The 16,617-nt window shown below is 63.9% G+C and carries 23 protein-coding genes; 13 read left to right on the forward strand and 10 right to left on the reverse strand.

Features of this window, described 5'->3' with window-relative positions; genetic code table 11:
* Window positions 1–80: 80 nt before the first annotated feature.
* From J2T47_RS23940 to J2T47_RS23960, 5 genes are read left to right on the forward strand one after another with little or no spacing between them, the layout of a single operon-like run.
* Window positions 81–464 (forward strand): FagA protein, encoded by a 384-nt coding sequence (locus J2T47_RS23940; RefSeq protein WP_253452516.1) that lies wholly within the window; start codon window positions 81–83, stop codon window positions 462–464.
* Entirely contained in the window at window positions 457–1,833 is a 1,377-nt protein-coding gene (gene fumC / locus J2T47_RS23945) for a class II fumarate hydratase FumC (RefSeq protein WP_253452518.1), read from the forward strand. The genes J2T47_RS23940 and fumC overlap by 8 nt, the downstream gene beginning before the upstream one ends.
* 29 nt (window positions 1,834–1,862) lie before the next feature.
* Window positions 1,863–2,312, forward strand: coding sequence for a hypothetical protein (locus J2T47_RS23950; protein WP_081517451.1), 450 nt, complete (start codon window positions 1,863–1,865; stop codon window positions 2,310–2,312).
* A gap of 12 nt (window positions 2,313–2,324) precedes the next feature.
* Window positions 2,325–2,951 carry a superoxide dismutase gene (locus J2T47_RS23955; protein ID WP_253452519.1) on the forward strand — a complete coding sequence of 209 codons (627 nt, stop codon included), beginning with the start codon at window positions 2,325–2,327 and terminating at the stop codon, window positions 2,949–2,951.
* A 22-nt stretch (window positions 2,952–2,973) separates the two neighbouring features.
* Window positions 2,974–3,867, forward strand: a complete 894-nt coding sequence (locus J2T47_RS23960) for a ZIP family metal transporter (protein WP_437181013.1) — start codon at window positions 2,974–2,976, stop codon at window positions 3,865–3,867.
* A 12-nt stretch (window positions 3,868–3,879) separates the two neighbouring features.
* Here the strand turns inward: J2T47_RS23960 and J2T47_RS23965 are convergent, their stop codons facing one another.
* From J2T47_RS23965 to J2T47_RS24010, 10 genes are all read right to left on the reverse strand, one after another.
* The gene (locus J2T47_RS23965; protein WP_253452523.1) at window positions 3,880–4,152 is read right to left on the reverse strand and encodes an HPr family phosphocarrier protein; all 273 of its coding nucleotides are present in this window, start codon (window positions 4,150–4,152) and stop codon (window positions 3,880–3,882) included.
* A 34-nt stretch (window positions 4,153–4,186) separates the two neighbouring features.
* Window positions 4,187–5,044, reverse strand: a complete 858-nt coding sequence (rapZ, locus tag J2T47_RS23970; RefSeq protein WP_045209584.1) for an RNase adapter RapZ — start codon at window positions 5,042–5,044, stop codon at window positions 4,187–4,189.
* 2 nt (window positions 5,045–5,046) lie between these two features.
* The gene (gene ptsN / locus J2T47_RS23975; RefSeq protein WP_037009823.1) at window positions 5,047–5,514 is read right to left on the reverse strand and encodes a PTS IIA-like nitrogen regulatory protein PtsN; all 468 of its coding nucleotides are present in this window, start codon (window positions 5,512–5,514) and stop codon (window positions 5,047–5,049) included.
* Between the two features lie 9 nt (window positions 5,515–5,523).
* Window positions 5,524–5,832, reverse strand: a complete 309-nt coding sequence (hpf, locus tag J2T47_RS23980) for a ribosome hibernation-promoting factor, HPF/YfiA family (protein ID WP_017518151.1) — start codon at window positions 5,830–5,832, stop codon at window positions 5,524–5,526.
* 77 nt (window positions 5,833–5,909) lie between these two features.
* The gene (locus J2T47_RS23985) at window positions 5,910–7,412 is read right to left on the reverse strand and encodes an RNA polymerase factor sigma-54 (RefSeq protein ID WP_253452525.1); all 1,503 of its coding nucleotides are present in this window, start codon (window positions 7,410–7,412) and stop codon (window positions 5,910–5,912) included.
* A 254-nt stretch (window positions 7,413–7,666) separates the two neighbouring features.
* On the reverse strand, window positions 7,667–8,392 hold the full coding sequence (gene lptB, locus J2T47_RS23990; protein WP_253452528.1) for an LPS export ABC transporter ATP-binding protein: 726 nt from the start codon (window positions 8,390–8,392) through the stop codon (window positions 7,667–7,669).
* The gene (gene lptA, locus J2T47_RS23995) at window positions 8,392–8,928 is read right to left on the reverse strand and encodes a lipopolysaccharide transport periplasmic protein LptA (protein WP_017518148.1); all 537 of its coding nucleotides are present in this window, start codon (window positions 8,926–8,928) and stop codon (window positions 8,392–8,394) included. Before lptA ends, lptB begins: the two co-directional genes overlap by 1 nt.
* A complete protein-coding gene (gene lptC, locus J2T47_RS24000) occupies window positions 8,915–9,487 on the reverse strand; it encodes an LPS export ABC transporter periplasmic protein LptC (protein WP_253452530.1) in 573 nt (190 codons plus the stop codon). Before lptC ends, lptA begins: the two co-directional genes overlap by 14 nt.
* Window positions 9,488–9,495: 8 nt before the next feature.
* Window positions 9,496–10,020 carry a KdsC family phosphatase gene (locus J2T47_RS24005; RefSeq protein ID WP_253452532.1) on the reverse strand — a complete coding sequence of 175 codons (525 nt, stop codon included), beginning with the start codon at window positions 10,018–10,020 and terminating at the stop codon, window positions 9,496–9,498.
* On the reverse strand, window positions 10,021–10,995 hold the full coding sequence (locus J2T47_RS24010; RefSeq protein WP_253452534.1) for a KpsF/GutQ family sugar-phosphate isomerase: 975 nt from the start codon (window positions 10,993–10,995) through the stop codon (window positions 10,021–10,023).
* A gap of 238 nt (window positions 10,996–11,233) precedes the next feature.
* Between J2T47_RS24010 and J2T47_RS24015 the strand changes: the two genes are divergently transcribed.
* The 8 genes from J2T47_RS24015 (at window position 11,234) to hisG (ending at window position 16,565) form a co-directional block, all read left to right on the forward strand.
* Window positions 11,234–12,043 (forward strand): ATP-binding cassette domain-containing protein, encoded by an 810-nt coding sequence (locus J2T47_RS24015; protein ID WP_253452536.1) that lies wholly within the window; start codon window positions 11,234–11,236, stop codon window positions 12,041–12,043.
* A complete protein-coding gene (gene mlaE, locus J2T47_RS24020) occupies window positions 12,043–12,840 on the forward strand; it encodes a lipid asymmetry maintenance ABC transporter permease subunit MlaE (protein ID WP_045209589.1) in 798 nt (265 codons plus the stop codon). The genes J2T47_RS24015 and mlaE overlap by 1 nt, the downstream gene beginning before the upstream one ends.
* On the forward strand, window positions 12,840–13,313 hold the full coding sequence (mlaD, locus tag J2T47_RS24025) for an outer membrane lipid asymmetry maintenance protein MlaD (RefSeq protein ID WP_045209590.1): 474 nt from the start codon (window positions 12,840–12,842) through the stop codon (window positions 13,311–13,313). The genes mlaE and mlaD overlap by 1 nt, the downstream gene beginning before the upstream one ends.
* A gap of 11 nt (window positions 13,314–13,324) precedes the next feature.
* Complete coding sequence (locus J2T47_RS24030; RefSeq protein ID WP_253452538.1) at window positions 13,325–13,972, forward strand: Tgt2/MlaC family protein; 648 nt, start codon at window positions 13,325–13,327, stop codon at window positions 13,970–13,972.
* A complete protein-coding gene (locus tag J2T47_RS24035) occupies window positions 13,969–14,277 on the forward strand; it encodes an STAS domain-containing protein (protein WP_253452540.1) in 309 nt (102 codons plus the stop codon). The genes J2T47_RS24030 and J2T47_RS24035 overlap by 4 nt, the downstream gene beginning before the upstream one ends.
* A 110-nt stretch (window positions 14,278–14,387) precedes the next feature.
* Window positions 14,388–14,627 carry a BolA family protein gene (locus J2T47_RS24040; protein WP_017518139.1) on the forward strand — a complete coding sequence of 80 codons (240 nt, stop codon included), beginning with the start codon at window positions 14,388–14,390 and terminating at the stop codon, window positions 14,625–14,627.
* A 19-nt stretch (window positions 14,628–14,646) separates the two neighbouring features.
* Entirely contained in the window at window positions 14,647–15,915 is a 1,269-nt protein-coding gene (murA, locus tag J2T47_RS24045; RefSeq protein WP_253452542.1) for a UDP-N-acetylglucosamine 1-carboxyvinyltransferase, read from the forward strand.
* Window positions 15,916–15,929: 14 nt separating this feature from the next.
* A complete protein-coding gene (hisG, locus tag J2T47_RS24050) occupies window positions 15,930–16,565 on the forward strand; it encodes an ATP phosphoribosyltransferase (RefSeq protein ID WP_017518137.1) in 636 nt (211 codons plus the stop codon).
* The last annotated feature ends 52 nt before the right edge of the window (window positions 16,566–16,617 follow it).

Genomic DNA, 16,617 nt, shown 5'->3' on the forward strand with positions numbered 1-16,617 from the left:
CCAGCGCATTGCGTTCGGGCGGCTTGTTTTTTTGATCTTCGCAAACAATAATCAATCTCATTATCGATTGAGGGATTGCCATGTTTGCCGAAGTCGACAGCTCGATCACTGACCGCTGGTACCGCCTGGGCACCCGCATCCGCTGCGCCCTGGAGCCGAATGAGCCGCGTCTGGTCGAGCAATACCTCGGCGAAGCGCGCTACCTGGCGGCCTGGGAGCCGGTACCGGCCTGGCGCCTGTTCGAGAAGTGCTTCGCGCTGCTGCTCGACAGCAGCCGCGACATCGCGCTGCCCTGGCATTGGCGCGTGCTCTGCCTGGATCACGCCTATCTCCCGCTGCGTGAACTGCAACGCCTGGCGACCTCGACCGCCCAGCGCCAACGTCTGTGCCTGCTGGCCCGGCGTATGGCGCAGCAGGAGATGGCGCCTTCCCTGAGACTGCAAGAAGGAATCGAGAATGACTGACAGCCGTATCGAACGTGACAGCATGGGTGAACTGCAGGTGCCGGCCTCGGCGCTGTATGGCGCCCAGACGCAGCGGGCGGTGAACAACTTCCCGGTGAGCGGCCAGCGCATGCCGCGTCCGTTCATCCGCGCGTTGCTGCTGGCCAAGGCGGCCGCGGCGCGCGCCAATGTCAGCCTGGAACAGCTGGATGCCGAGACCGGCGCGGCCATCGTTGCCGCCTGTGAGGAGCTGCTGGCTGGCGACCTGCAGCCGCACTTCCCGGTGGACGTGTTCCAGACCGGCTCAGGCACCAGCTCGAACATGAACGCCAACGAGGTGGTCGCCACCCTCGCCAGCCGCCGCCTGGGCAAGCCGGTCAATGCCAACGACCAGGTCAACTGCGGGCAGAGCAGCAACGACATCATTCCCTCGACCATTCACATCAGCGCCGCGCTGGAGATCCACCAGCACCTGCTGCCGGCCCTGGACCATCTGCACGCCACCCTGGAGAAGAAGGGCAAGGCAGTGCACCAGCACGTGAAGACCGGACGCACCCACCTGATGGACGCCATGCCGGTGCGCCTGAGCCAGGTGCTCGGCGGCTGGGCCCAGCAGGTCAGCCAGGCGTCGCAAGGCATCGAGGCGCAACTGCCAGCGCTGCAACAGCTCGCCCAGGGAGGCACTGCCGTTGGTACCGGGGTGAATGCCCATCCGCAGTTTTCCGCGCGCTTCTGCGAGGAGCTCAACGGCCTGACCGGCCTGGTGTTCCGCCCCGGTGACGATTTCTTCGCGCTGATCGGCGCCCAGGACATCGCTGTGGCCACCTCGGGCCAGCTCAAGGCCCTGGCCGTGGCGCTGATGAAGATCGCCAACGACCTGCGCTGGATGAACTCCGGCCCGCTGGCGGGCCTGGCCGAGATCGAGCTGGAAGCGTTGCAGCCAGGCTCCTCGATCATGCCGGGCAAGGTCAACCCGGTGATTCCGGAAGCCACCGCGATGGTCGCCGCCCAGGTGATGGGCAACGACACCACCATCGCCGTCGCCGGGCAGTCCGGCAACTTCGAGCTGAACGTGATGTTGCCGGTGATCGCCGACAACCTGCTGCACAGCATCCACCTGCTGGCCAACGTCAGCCGCCTGCTGGCGGACAAGGCCCTCGCCAGCTTCAAGGTCAATGAGGCGAGCCTGCGCGAGGCACTGTCGCGCAACCCGATCCTGGTCACCGCGCTGAACCCGATCATCGGCTACCAGAAGGCCGCGGAGATCGCCAAGCAGGCCTACCGCGAGGGCCGGCCGATCATCGATGTCGCTCTGGAAAATACTGATCTGGATCGCGCCCGCCTCGAACAACTGCTCGATCCCGAGAAGCTCACCGCCGGCGGACTCTGAGTCCGCCCCACCCGCTGGAGGAACCTGCCATGCGTCATTGGCAACGCACCATCGAACTGGGCAACCGCTGCTTCATTCGTCAGGAACTGATCGATGCCCGTGAGCACTACCTCCACGCCCTGGCGCTGGCGCAGGTGCTGCTGGATCGCTGGCACGACGCCGAGGAAGCGGTGATGGCCTTCGTCATCTCCCACCACAACCTCGGCGATCTGCACCTGCAGCTGGGCCAGCCGGAAGAGACCGCCGAGTACCTCTGCGCCTGCCACGAACGGCTGCTCGCGCTGGGTGAAGACCTGCGCAAATGCTCGGATCTGCGCGCCGCGGCGGTTCAGCACAGCCGCCGTACCTACGTCGAACTGCTGAACTTCATCGGCGAACACGGCACCTACCCGCGCACCCAGCGCCTGCTGCGCCGCCAGGGCGCGGTGGAGCTGCGTCCGGGGTTGTTTACCGCCGTGCATTCAATGCGCTACCACTGAGAAGGTTCGAAGATGCCCCACGTCCTGCCTGCCTTGCCCTACGCCTACGACGCCCTGGAACCGCACATCGATGCGCAGACCATGGAAATCCACCACAGCAAGCACCACCAGACCTACATCAACAACCTCAATGCCGCGCTGGAAGGCACTGAGTTTGCCGAAGTGCCGGTGGAGCAGTTGCTGCAGAAGTTAGACAGCCTACCGGCCGCCCTGCGCGGGCCGGTGATCAACAATGGCGGCGGCCACGCCAACCATTCGCTGTTCTGGACCGTGATGGCGCCGGACGGCGGCGGCCAGCCGCAGGCCGAGCTGCGCCAGGCGATAGATGCCGAGCTGGGTGGGTACGACGCCTTCTGCCAGGCCTTTACCAAGGCTGCGCTGACCCGTTTCGGCAGCGGCTGGGCCTGGCTGAGTGTCGATCCGCAGGGGCGGCTGCTCGTCGAGAGCAGCGGGAACCAGGACAGCCCGCTGATGCAGGGCAACCTGCCGATCCTCGGCCTGGATGTCTGGGAGCACGCCTATTACCTGCGCTACCAGAACCGCCGGCCGGAATACATAGCGGCTTTCTATAACGTGGTCGCCTGGCCGGAGGTGCTGCGCCGCTACCGTGTGGCGCAGCAGGCACGGGGTAAAGGATGAAACCGAAGGCGGCAGCATGCGTCTGATCGTGCAGAGTCTGCGTGAAAGCGGAGGGCGCAATTTGCGTTGGTTGCTGGGACTGGGCATCGTCCTCGGCGGCAGTGTGCTGGTGGTCTTGCAACTGATGGAGCTGGCTCGTCTGCAGCTCTCTCCGCCGATGTATCTGGCCCTGCACGGTGGCATGCTGTGCGCGCTCGGGACTGCCCTGGGTGCGCTGCCCGTGCTGCTGGTGCGCAGTATGCCGGCGCGCATAGCCGACGCCATGCTCGGCTTCGGCGCTGGCGTCATGCTGGCCGCCACGGCCTTCTCCCTGCTGCTGCCGGCGCTGGAGGCGGCGGAAGCTTCCGGGCGCCCGACCTGGCTGGCCGCGCTGCTGGTCAGTCTCGGTCTGGCGCTGGGAGCCTTCGGTCTGGCGGTGTTCGGTCGGGTGCTCGAGGATGCCCAGGCGAATATCCAGGGCGTGGCTGATGGCAAGGTGCCTGCGCGCATCCTGCTGTTCGTCGCGGCTATCGTCCTGCACAACATTCCCGAAGGCATGGCCGTAGGCGTTGCCGCCGGGGGAGAGGTGCAGGGCGCGAGCGGCCTGGCGCTGGGGATCGCGCTGCAGGATGTGCCCGAAGGGCTGGCGATTGCGCTGGTGCTGGCTGGGGCGGGTGTTTCGCGCAGCAAGGCAGCGCTGGCGGGTGCGGCTTCCGGGCTGGTGGAGCCGCTGTTCGCGGTGCTCTGCGCCTGGCTGATCGGCATCTCGCGGATGTTCCTGCCCTGGGGGCTGGCCGCGGCGGCGGGCGCGATGCTCTACGTGGTGGTGCGCGAGATCATTCCGGAATCGCAGCGGCGCGGCCACGCGGCACAGGCCACCCAGGGGCTGATCATCGGCTTCTGTCTGATGATGGTGCTGGATACGTCGCTGGGCTGATGGCCCGGCGCGTCACTCGCCTTCGTCGAAGTAATTGTTGATCAGGTCGACCAGCGCCTTGATTGCTTCGTCTTCCTGCTCACCCTCGGTGGCGAGGTGCAACTGGGTGCCTTTGCCGGCAGCCAGCATCATCACGGCCATGATGCTCTTGCCGTCCACCGTACTGTCCGGATTACGGCCCACGCGAACCTGGCAGGGAAACCGCCCTGCTACGCCGACGAATTTGGCTGCCGCACGGGCGTGCAGGCCAAGCTTGTTGATGATGGTGACTTCGAGGGCGGGCATCGCGAGGGGCTGTCCTTTTGTTGTCTGTCGCTGCTTAGCTCAGGTCGCGGTGGCGAATCTGTACGTTGGTGAGGGTTTCCTTGAGGGCCTGGCCAATGCGCTCGGCAATGTAGGTCGAGCGGTGCTGGCCGCCGGTGCAGCCGATGGCGATGGTCACGTAGGCCCGGTTGCTCGCGGCGAAGCGCGGCAGCCATTTGTTCAGGTAGGCGAGGATATCCTGGTACATCTCCTCGACGTCCGGTTGCGCCGCCAGGTACTCCTGGACTTCCGTTTCCAGCCCGGTGTGCTCGCGCAGCTCGGGTTTCCAGTACGGATTGGGCAGGCAGCGCACGTCGAACACCAGGTCCGCGTCCACCGGCATGCCACGCTTGAAGCCAAAGGATTCGACCAGGAACGCAGTGCCCAGTTCTGGCTTGTTCAGCAGGCGCAGCTTGAGCACGTCGCGCAGCTGGTAGAGGTTCAGGTTGGTGGTATTGAGCTTGAGGTCGGCCAGGTCGGCGATCGGCGCCAGCAGGTTCGACTCGTCGCTGATGGCCTCGGCCAGGGAGCGGGTGTCGGTGGTCAGCGGGTGGCGCCGGCGAGTCTCGGAAAAGCGTTTGAGCAGGGTTTCATCATCGGCATCGAGGTACAGCACGTCGCACTGGATGTGCTTGTCGCGGGCTTCCTGCAGCAGTTCGGGGAAGCGCTGCAGCTGGCTGGGCAGGTTCCGCGCGTCGATGGAGACGGCAACCTGCGGGTGCAGCAGCTCGGTATGCAGCAGTGCGCGCTGGGCCAGGTCCGGGAGGAGGCTGGCCGGCAGGTTGTCGATGCAGTAGAAGCCGTTGTCCTCGAGTACATTGAGCGCGGTGCTCTTGCCCGAGCCGGATCTCCCACTGATGATGATCAGGCGCATGATCAGTGCCCGTTGTTCTGGAAGTCCACGACGATCCGGTACAGGTCCTCGCCGTTGGCGGCGTGACGCAGGCGGTCGCGGACGTCGGAGCGGTCGAGCATGGAGGCGATCTGTCGCAGCAGTTCCAGGTGCTCCTCGGTGGCTGCTTCCGGCACCAGCAGCACGAATACCAGGTCGACCGGCGCGCCGTCGAGGGCGTCGAAGTCTACCGGGTGATCAAGGTGCAGGATGGCGCTGATCGGCGACTGGCAGCCGGGGAGGCGGCAGTGCGGAATGGCGATGCCATTGCCGAAGCCGGTGGAGCCCAGGCGTTCCCGGGCCACCAGGCTGTCGAAGATGTCTTGGGAATCGAAACCCGGCAGCTCGCGAGCCACCAGGTTGGCGATTTGTTCGAGGACACGTTTTTTGCTGCCGCCCGGCACGTTCACCAGGGAACGGCCGGGGGTCAGGATTTGCTCAAGTCGGATCATAGAGAGGGGTTAACGGACGCCAACACCTTGCTGGCGTTCGAGGTATTTTTCCTTGTGCTTGATCAGTTGGCGGTCGAGCTTGTCGGTGAGCAGGTCGATGGCCGCGTACATGTCTTCATGTTCGGCGCAGGCCACCACTTCGCCACCGGCGATGTGGAGGGTGGCTTCAATTTTCTGCTTCAGCTTCTCGACCTCCATGATGACCTGAACATTGGTGATCTTGTCGAAGTGGCGCTCCAGTCGGCCCAGTTTCTCGCCAACGTAGTCGCGCAGGGCGTCGGTCACATCCAGTTGATGTCCACTGATGTTGACTTGCATACCGCTTTCTCCTTGTTGCCGTGTGTAAGAGGCAGGTTAGGGTGCCTGCCGCCGGAACACTTTGGCGTGGATCAACGTCACACCAGTCGCTTGCGTTCGCTCGAGGGAGAGATTCCTAGGGACTCCCGGTACTTGGCGACGGTACGACGTGCCACTTGAATGCCCTGTGCCTCCAGTAAACCAGCGATCTTGCTGTCACTCAATGGCTTTTTCGGACTTTCCGCCGCGACCAGTTTCTTGATGATGGCGCGGATCGCGGTGGAGGAGCACTCGCCGCCTTCGGAGGTGCTGACGTGGCTGGAGAAGAAGTACTTCAACTCGAAGATGCCACGGGGCGTGTGCATGAATTTCTGTGTGGTGACGCGGGAAATGGTCGATTCGTGCATGCCGACCGCCTCGGCGATGTCGTGCAGCACCAGCGGCTTCATCGCTTCCTCGCCGTATTCGAGGAAGCCGCGCTGGTGCTCGACGATCTGGGTCGCCACCTTCATCAGCGTCTCGTTGCGGCTCTGCAGGCTCTTGATGAACCAGCGCGCTTCCTGCAACTGGTTGCGCATGAAGGTGTTGTCGGCGCTGGAGTCGGCGCGGCGCACGAGGCCCGCATACTGCGAATTGACGCGCAGGCGCGGCACCGCTTCCTGGTTCAGTTCCACCAGCCAGCGCTCGTTATGCTTCCGAACGATGACATCCGGGACCACGTATTCGGCTTCGCCGGACTCGATCTGCGAGCCGGGGCGCGGGTGCAGCGACTGGATCAGCTCGATGGTTTCGCGCAGTTCGTCTTCCTTGAGCTTCATCCGCCGCATCAGCTGGCTGTAGTCGCGGCTGCCGAGCAGGTCCAGGTGGTCGCTGACCAGACGAATGGCTTCGGCCAGCAGGTAGGTCTTGGTCGGCATCTGGCGCAACTGCAGCAGCAGGCATTCGCGCAGGTTGCGCGCACCGACGCCGGCAGGTTCGAGTTGCTGTACCCGGCGCAGCACGACTTCCACTTCATCCATCTCCACGCCCAGCTCCGGGTCGATGGAGGCGAGGATGTCGTCGAGGGATTCGTCGAGGTAACCGTCATCGGTGATGCCATCGATGATGCTCAGGGCGATCAGACGGTCGGTATCGGACATCGGCAGGAGGTTGAGCTGCCACAGCAGATGGCTTTGCAGGCTCTCGCCGGCAGAGGTACGGGAGGTGAAATCCCACTCGTCGTCATCATTGCTGGGCAGGCTGCTGGCGCTGGTCTGGTAGATATCTTCCCAGGCGGTATCGACCGGTAGCTCGTTGGGGATGCGCTCGGCCCACTGGTCCTCGTCGAGGCTGTCGGCGTTGGGCGTGGTGCTTTCCTGGAAATTGTCCTGGGAGCTGCTGCTGGTGCCGTTGGCGCCCGACTCGGCGCCGTCCGCCATGGGGTCGCTGTTGTCGAAGTCCTCGCCTTCTTCCTGGCGCTCCAGCATCGGGTTGGACTCCAGGGCTTCCTGGATTTCCTGTTGGAGGTCCAGCGTGGAGAGCTGGAGCAGTCGGATGGCCTGTTGCAGCTGCGGAGTCATCGTCAGCTGCTGGCCCATCTTGAGGACTAGCGATGGTTTCATGGCTGGAACTAGGCACCTTGTTCGCTGGCGCGAAGCGCGCCATATCCACGACTACGGACACCGGGGTGCCGCGAGGAAGCAAATTATATGCCTGAGTTTGGACGCTTTGCCTAGGGGCTGTCGACCTTTCGTTACAACCCGGTTGCGCCAGGGTGGATCAGGCAGCCGGATGCGTCGCGCAGCGGCTGACGAGCCGCGCCACGCTTGGGGCGGAGGTGCGGCTGCCGCGCCCAGGCCGGGCGCGGCGCAGGGGCTTAGAGACGGAACTCGTGGCCCAGGTAGACTTCCTTCACCAGGTCGTTGGCGAGGATGCTCTCGGCGCTGCCTTCGGCGATCAGTTGACCGTCGTTGACGATGTACGCCGTTTCGCAGATGTCCAGGGTCTCGCGGACGTTGTGGTCGGTGATCAGTACACCGATGCCCTTGGCTTTGAGGTGGTAGATGATCTGCTTGATGTCACCCACGGAGATCGGGTCGACGCCGGCAAAGGGTTCGTCCAGCAGGATGAACTTCGGCGAACTCGCCAGGGCGCGGGCGATCTCCACGCGGCGACGTTCGCCACCGGACAGGCTCATGCCGAGGTTGTCGCGGATGTGGTGGATGTGGAACTCCTCGAGCAGGCCTTCCAGGGCTTCCTGGCGGCCTGCGCGATCGAGGTCGGTGCGGGTCTCGAGGATCGCTCCGATATTGTCCGCCACCGACAGCTTGCGGAAGATCGAGGCTTCCTGCGGCAGGTAGCCGATGCCGGCGCGAGCGCGGCCGTGCATGGGCAGGTGGGTGACGTCCTGCTCGTCGATGCGCACGACGCCCTGATCGGCACGGACCAGGCCGACGATCATGTAGAAGCAGGTGGTCTTGCCCGCTCCGTTGGGGCCGAGCAGGCCGACGATCTGCCCGCTCTCGATGCTCATGCTGACGTCGCGGACGACTTGCCGGCTCTTGTAGCTCTTGGCGAGGTGCTGGGCGGTTAGCGTAGCCATTACTGCGCTTGATCCTGCTTTTTCTTGGGCTGGATGACCATGTCGATACGCGGGCGCGGCGTGGTCACCTGGGAACCGGTGGCGCGGCCTGCGTTGACGATCTGGCGCTGGGTGTCATAGACGATCTTCTCGCCTTCGAAGGTGTTGCCTTCCTGGATCACCTTGGCCTGGTCGATCAGCACGACGCGGTTCTGCGAGACGAAGTACTGGATGGTCAGGCCGTAGGCCTGGGTGATCTGCTTGTCCGGCGCCGGCTTCTGTTCGAAGTAGGCGGGCTTGCCGACCGAGGTGACGACTTCGATCTCGCCGTCCTTGTTCTGCTTGAGCGTAACGGTGTTGCCCGTCAGCTTCATGCTGCCCTGGGTGACCACCACGTCGCCGCGATACACGGCCACGCCCTGCTTGTCATCCAGTTCGGCGCTGTCGGCCTGGACGCGGATCGGCTGTTCCCGGTCGGTGGGAAGAGCCCAGGCGGCAGAGCTGCCGATGGCGGCGGCGAGGCTGAAAAGAAGGGGGAGGGTGTTAACGAGCCTCATGCTGACCTCTTACGTTGGACAGCAGGAGCATCCGGCTGTCTTTCAGATACGCTTTCATGCCAACTGCCGTGGTCACACCGTTGGGTTCGGTGATCTTCACGGGCTGGTCAGTCTGCGCATAGTCCTTGTCTGGGAACACCGTCATGCGCGAGGTGTTGAGCAGGAGTGTGCGTTGCTGTGCGTCGGTGCGCGCGACGCGCACGTCGTCGATCAGCTCGACCTGCTTGCCTTCGGGGGCCACTTCGGCGCGAACGCTCTGGACGTGCCACGGCTGCGGCTCATTCTCCCGGTGGAAGTAGAGGTCGGGCGTGGTAACCAGGGTCACGTCGCTTGCTTTCAGGTGTTCGAGTTTGTCGGCGGTCATCTCGTAGGCGAGGGAGCCGTCGATGCGGTACTGAACGCTCTTGGCATTCACCACGTAGAAATCGATGGCGTCGCTGGTTTGCGACTTGAGTTGGCGCTCGTTGAAGTCCAGGCGCACGTTCCAGTAATAGCCGAGGGCGATCAGCCCGATGGCGATCAGGGCGAACAACAGCTTCTGTTGGAATGTCTTGGGCATGTTCGGCTCTAGAGGTACGCGTTCTGGGCAGCTTCGAGGTTGCCCTGGGCGCGCAGGATCAGTTCGCAGAACTCGCGGGCAGCGCCTTCGCCGCCACGGGCCTGGGTCACACCGTCGGCGTGCTGACGGACGAAAGCGTCGCCGTTGGCGACTGCCATGCCGAGGCCGGCGCGGCGGATGGCCGGCAGGTCGGGCAGATCGTCACCCAGGTATGCAACCTCTTCATAGCGTAGATCCAGTTCGGCGAGCAACTCGTCGAGGGCGACCAGCTTGTCCTCACGGCCCTGGAACAGGTGGTTGATGCCCAGGTTCTGCGCCCGGCGCTCGACCACCGGGCTCGAGCGGCCGGTGATGATGGCGGTGCGCACGCCGGAATTCATCAGCATCTTGATGCCCTGGCCGTCCAGGGTGCTGAACGTCTTGAACTCGCCGCCGTCGGGCAGGAAGTAGAGCTTGCCGTCGGTGAGCACGCCATCGACGTCGAACACCGCCAGGCGGACCGCTTTCGCGCGTTGCAGCAGGTCGGCGGTCATTCAGATGACTCCTGCACGGGTCAGGTCGTGGACGTGCAGCACACCGACCGGGAGGTCCTTGTCGTCGACCACCACCAGCACGTTGATCTTGTGGTCGTCCATGATCTTCAGGGCCTCGGCGGCGAGCATGTCCGGGCGGGCGGTCTTGCCGTGCACGGTCATCACCTGGTCGATGGTCACCTGGCGCACGTCCAGGCCCTTGTCCAGGGTGCGGCGCAGGTCGCCGTCGGTGAAGACCCCGGCCAGGCGGCCGTCTTCGCCCAGGACGATGGTCATGCCCAGGCCCTTGCGTGTCATTTCCAGCAGGGCGCCACTGAGCGAGGTGCCGGGGGAAACCTGCGGCAATGCTTCACCCACGTGCATGATGTTTTCCACTTTCAGCAACAATCGGCGGCCCAGCGCGCCGCCCGGATGCGAGAAGGCGAAGTCTTCGGCGGTGAAGCCGCGGGCTTCCAGCAGGGCGATGGCGAGCGCGTCGCCGATCACCAGGGAAACCGTGGTGGAGGAGGTCGGCGCGAGGTTCAGCGAGCAGGCTTCGTGCTCGACGCTGGCGTCCAGGTTGACCGCGGCGGCCTTGGCCAGCGGCGACTCGGCGTTGCCGGTCATGCTGATCAGGGTGATGCCCAGGCGCTTGATCAGCGGCAGCAGGGTGATGATTTCCGCGGTGGAGCCGGAGTTGGACAGGGCGAGGACGACGTCGTCCTTGGTGATCATGCCCATGTCGCCATGGCTGGCTTCGGCCGGGTGCACGAAGAACGACGGCGTGCCGGTGCTGGCCAGGGTGGCGGCGATCTTGCGGGCGATGTGCCCGGACTTGCCCATGCCGACCACGACGACGCGGCCCTTGCAGTTCAGCAGCAGCTCGCAGGCCAGGGAGAAGTCGGCGCCAATGCGCGGCAGCAAAGCGTCGACCGAGTCACGCTCAAGGCGGATGGTGCGTTGTGCCGACTGGATGAAATCGTGTTTCTGGCTCATGTTCGAAAGGCGCGGGGCAAAATGAAGTGCGAGATTATAACGGGAAAGCGGCAAAGGCTTCATCTCCGGTATCTCAATGTTGATCGCATTTTGCTGAACTGTCCCTTAACGGCGGCTTAGCAGACCTTGGGGCGCTGCTTCGCGGAGTGTTATAGTTCGCGGCCGTTCGGCCTGCCGCGCCGTGTTTCTGCCGTATGACAGACGGGGCAACGGACAGCGCCGTGATGAAAGGAGTTCTATGAGCACCAATGACCAATACGCGGTCGAGCTGAAGGGCCTGAGCTTCAAGCGTGGCACGCGTAAGATTTTCGATAACGTGGACATCCGCATTCCACGCGGCAAGGTCACCGGGATCATGGGGCCGTCGGGGTGTGGCAAGACCACCCTGTTGCGACTGATCGCCGCCCAGCTGCGTCCGGCAAGCGGCGAGGTGTGGGTCAACGGGCAGAACCTCCCCACGCTGGGCCGCAGCGATCTGTTCGACATGCGCAAGCAGTTCGGCGTGCTGTTCCAGAGTGGTGCGCTGTTCACCGACCTCGACGTCTTCGAGAACGTGGCCTTCCCGCTGCGCGTGCATACCGAGCTGCCCGAGGACATGATCCGCGACATCGTGCTGATGAAGTTGCAGGCCGTGGGCCTGCGCGGGGCGGTCGAGCTGATGCCGGATGAACTGTCCGGCGGCATGAAGCGCCGTGTGGCGCTGGCCCGTGCCATTGCACTGGACCCGCAGATCCTGATGTACGACGAGCCTTTCGTGGGGCAGGACCCGATCGCCATGGGTGTGCTGGTGCGGTTGATCCGCCTGCTCAACGATGCCCTGGGGATCACCAGCATCGTGGTGTCCCACGACCTTGCGGAAACCGCGAGCATTGCCGACTACATCTATATCGTCGGCGACGGCCGCGTGCTCGGCCACGGAACGCCGGCCGACCTCAAGGGTCTCGATGATCCGCGGGTTCGCCAGTTCATGAAGGGTATTCCGGATGGTCCGGTGCCATTCCACTATCCTGCTCGCGATTACCGCGCCGACCTGCTGGGAGAACGTTGATGCGCAAGACTTCACCGCTCGAGCGAGTTCGCCTGCTCGGGCGCGCGGGCCTCGATGTACTCGAATCGCTGGGCCGTTCGACCCTGTTCCTGGTTCACGCCATCTTCGGTCGCCGTGTGCACAGCGGTGCCTTCCAGTTGCTGATCAAGCAGCTGTATTCGGTAGGTGTGCTGTCGCTGGCGATCATCGTCGTCTCCGGCCTGTTCATCGGCATGGTGCTGGCCCTGCAGGGCTACAACATCCTGGCGAGCTACGGCTCCGAGCAGGCGGTCGGCCAGATGGTCGCGCTGACGCTGCTGCGTGAACTGGGGCCGGTGGTGACCGGTCTGTTGTTCGCCGGGCGTGCGGGTTCCGCACTGACTGCCGAGATCGGCAACATGAAATCCACCGAGCAGCTGTCCAGCCTGGAGATGATCGGCGTCGATCCGCTCAAGTACATCATCGCTCCGCGCCTGTGGGCGGGCTTCATCTCGATGCCGCTGCTGGCAGCTATCTTCAGTGTTGTCGGCATCTGGGGCGGAGCCCTGGTCGCCGTGGACTGGCTGGGTGTGTATGACGGTTCGTACTGGTCGAACATGCAGAACAGCGTGCAGTTCACCAAGGACATTCTCAATGGCGTGATCAAGAGTGTGGTGTTCGCCTTCGTCGTGACCTGGATCGCCGTGTTCCAGGGTTATGACTGCGAACCCACGTCCGAGGGGATCAGCCGCGCCACCACCCGTACCGTTGTGTATGCCTCCCTGGCCGTGCTGGGGCTGGACTTCATCCTGACCGCCTTGATGTTTGGAGACTTCTGATGCAAACCCGCACCCTGGAAATCGGTGTAGGCCTGTTCATTCTGGCCGGCCTGCTGGCCCTGCTGCTGCTGGCCCTGCGTGTCAGCGGACTGACCATCGGCAATTCGGGCGATACCTACAAGCTGTATGCCTATTTCGACAATATCGCCGGCGTCACCGTGCGCGGCAAAGTCACCATGGCTGGCGTCACCATCGGCAAGGTCACTGCGGTGGACCTGGACCATGACAGCTATCGTGGTCGTGTGACCATGGAGATCAATCGCCAGGTCAACAACCTGCCGGACGACTCCACCGCTTCCATCCTGACCGCCGGCCTGCTGGGCGAGAAGTACATCGGCATCAGCGTTGGTGGTGATGAAGAGCTGCTGAAGGAAGGCGATACCATCAAGGACACCCAGTCGGCACTCGTGCTGGAAGACCTGATCGGCAAGTTCCTGCTGAATTCGGTCAATAAAGACGACTCGAAGAAATGAGGACTCATTCCATGTTGAAAACCTTGCGCCGTGGCTTTCTGGTTCTGCTCGCGATCCTGCCGCTATTCGCCCAGGCCGAGCAGACCGCTCAGCAGGTCGTGCAGCAGACCGTCGACAGCCTGCTGTCGGACCTGAAAACCAACAAGGCCAGCTACAAGGCCAATCCCCAGGCGTTCTACAACACCCTGAACCGCATTCTCGGTCCGGTCGTGGACTCCGAGGGCATCGCCAAGGGTGTGATGACGGTCAAGTACTCGCGTCAGGCGACTCCGGAGCAGGTCAAGCGCTTTGAGGAAACCTTCAAGAACAGCCTGTTCCAGTTCTATGGCAACGCGCTGCTGGAGTACGACAACCAGGACATCCGCGTGCTGAACAGCGGCAAGCAGGAGCAGGATCGCGCTTCGGTGAACATGGAAGTGGTCGGTGGCAACGGTGCCGTCTATCCGGTGCAGTACACCATGGTCAACCAGGGCGGCACCTGGCGCCTGCGTAACGTGATCATCAACGGCATCAACATCGGCAAGCTGTTCCGTGACCAGTTCGCCGATTCCATGCAGAAGAACCGCAACGACCTGGAAGCCACCATCGCTGGTTGGGGCCAGGTGGTCGCCAAGGCCAAGGACGCCGCCAAGGGCCAGCCGGAAGGCGGCGCAGAATGAGTCAGGGCAGTATCACGGAACGTAGCGAGGGCGATCTCGCCCTCGCCGGCGTACTGGACTACAGCACCGGCCCCGCGCTGCGTCAGCAGGGCGCTCGGCTGATCGCTGCCAGCAAGGCCGGCGCGCTGCGTCTGGACTGCTCCGCAGTGGAACGCTCCAGCAGCGTCGGATTGTCGCTGCTGCTGTCCTACACCCGTGATGCGCGCAAGGCCGGCAAGACGCTGCAGATCTCCGGCCTGCCCAAGGACATGCAGGAAATCGCCAAGGTTGGCGAGCTCCTGGAGATTCTGCCGTTACAGCATTGAAACACTGAAAGGGCCCTCCGTCCGCGACTTCCCCTGCCGGGGTTCGCAGGCGGGGGGCTTTTTTGTATCATGGCCGACCCGCGCGCGTAGGGCGCCGAACGAGGTTGAGCATGCAGGCCGTAGAAGTCAAAAACTTCCTGGAATCGAAACTCCCAGGTACCCAGATCGAAGTGGAAGGCGAAGGCTGCAATTTCCAGCTGAACCTGATCAGCGACGAGCTCGCCGGCCTGAGCCCGGTCAAGCGCCAGCAACAGATCTATGCCCACCTGAACGAGTGGATCGCCTCCGGCGCCATCCATGCCGTCACCATGAAATTCTTCAGCCGCGCCGCCTGGGCCGAGCGTTCCTGAGCCCACGGGGAAAATAGCAATGGATAAACTGATCATTACCGGCGGCACTCGTCTCGATGGCGAGATCCGCATCTCCGGCGCGAAGAACTCGGCGCTGCCGATCCTCGCCGCGACCCTGCTGGCGGACACCCCGGTGACCGTCTGCAACCTGCCGCACCTGCACGACATCACCACCATGATCGAACTGTTCGGCCGCATGGGCGTGCAGCCGATCATCGACGAGAAGCTCAACGTCGAAGTCGATGCCAGCACCATCAAGACTCTGGTGGCGCCGTACGAGCTGGTGAAGACCATGCGTGCGTCGATCCTCGTGCTCGGCCCGATGGTCGCCCGCTTCGGTGAAGCCGAAGTCGCGCTGCCCGGTGGCTGCGCCATCGGCTCGCGTCCGGTGGACCTGCACATCCGCGGCCTTGAAGCCATGGGCGCGCAGATCAGCGTCGAAGGCGGCTACATCAAGGCCAAGGCTCCGGCCGGCGGCCTGAAAGGCGCGCACTTCTTCTTCGATACCGTGTCCGTGACCGGTACCGAGAACATCATGATGGCCGCGGCGCTGGCCAACGGCCGCTCCGTGCTGGAGAACGCCGCGCGCGAGCCAGAGGTCGTCGACCTGGCGAACTTCATCAATGCCATGGGCGGTGACGTGCAGGGCGCCGGCACCGACACCATCGTGATCAACGGTGTGAAAAGCCTGGGCGGGGGCGCCAAGTACAGCGTCATGCCCGACCGCATCGAGACCGGCACCTATCTGGTCGCCGCGGCGGCCACCGGTGGCCGCGTCAAGCTCAAGGACACCGATCCGACCATCCTCGAGGCCGTACTGGCCAAGCTGGTCGAAGCCGGCGCGCACATCACCACCGGCAGCAACTGGATCGAGCTGGACATGAAGGGCAACCGGCCGAAGGCGGTGAACATCCGCACTGCGCCGTACCCTGCATTCCCGACCGACATGCAGGCGCAGTTCATCTCCCTGAACGCCATCGGCGAAGGCACCGGCGCGGTCATCGAGACCGTGTTCGAGAACCGCTTCATGCACGTTTACGAGATGAACCGCATGGGTGCGCAGATCCTGGTCGAGGGCAACACCGCCATCGTCACCGGCGTTCCGCAGCTCAAGGGCGCACCGGTCATGGCGACCGACCTGCGTGCTTCCGCCAGCCTGGTGATCGCGGCTCTGGTGGCCGACGGCGATACCATGATCGACCGCATCTACCACATTGACCGTGGCTACGAATGCATCGAAGAGAAACTGCAACTGCTCGGGGCGAAGATTCGCCGCGTGCCGGGCTAAGGCAGAACCAGACGATGCTGACGATTGCCCTGTCCAAGGGCCGTATCCTCGACGACACCCTGCCGCTGCTCGCAGCGGCAGGCATCGTGCCGACCGAGAATCCGGACAAGAGCCGCAAGCTGATCATCCCCACCACCCTCGATGACGTGCGCCTGCTGATCGTGCGCGCCACCGACGTGCCGACCTACGTCGAGCACGGCGCCGCCGACCTCGGCGTCGCGGGCAAGGACGTGCTCATGGAGTACGGTGGCCAGGGCCTCTACGAGCCGCTGGACCTGAAGATCGCCAACTGCAAGCTGATGACCGCCGGTGCGGTCGGCGCGCCGGAGCCCAAGGGCCGCCTGCGCGTGGCCACCAAGTTCGTCAATGTCGCCAAGCGCTACTACGCCGAACAGGGCCGCCAGGTCGACGTGATCAAGCTGTACGGCTCCATGGAACTGGCACCGCTGGTCGGCCTCGCCGACAAGATCATCGACGTGGTCGATACCGGCAACACCCTGCGCGCGAACGGCCTGGAACCCCAGGAACTGATCGCGCACATCAGCTCGCGTCTGGTGGTGAACAAGGCTTCGATGAAGATGCAGCATGCGCGCATCCAGGCCCTGATCGACACCCTGCGTGAAGCAGTGGAGTCTCGACACCGGGCGTAACTCTCCGCGCGGCCTTCCCGCCGCGCCCGCCTATCCGTGTCATAGCCAAATT

The organism is Pseudomonas nitroreducens, assembly GCF_024170165.1.
Classification (GTDB): Bacteria; Pseudomonadota; Gammaproteobacteria; order Pseudomonadales; family Pseudomonadaceae; genus Pseudomonas; species Pseudomonas nitroreducens_C.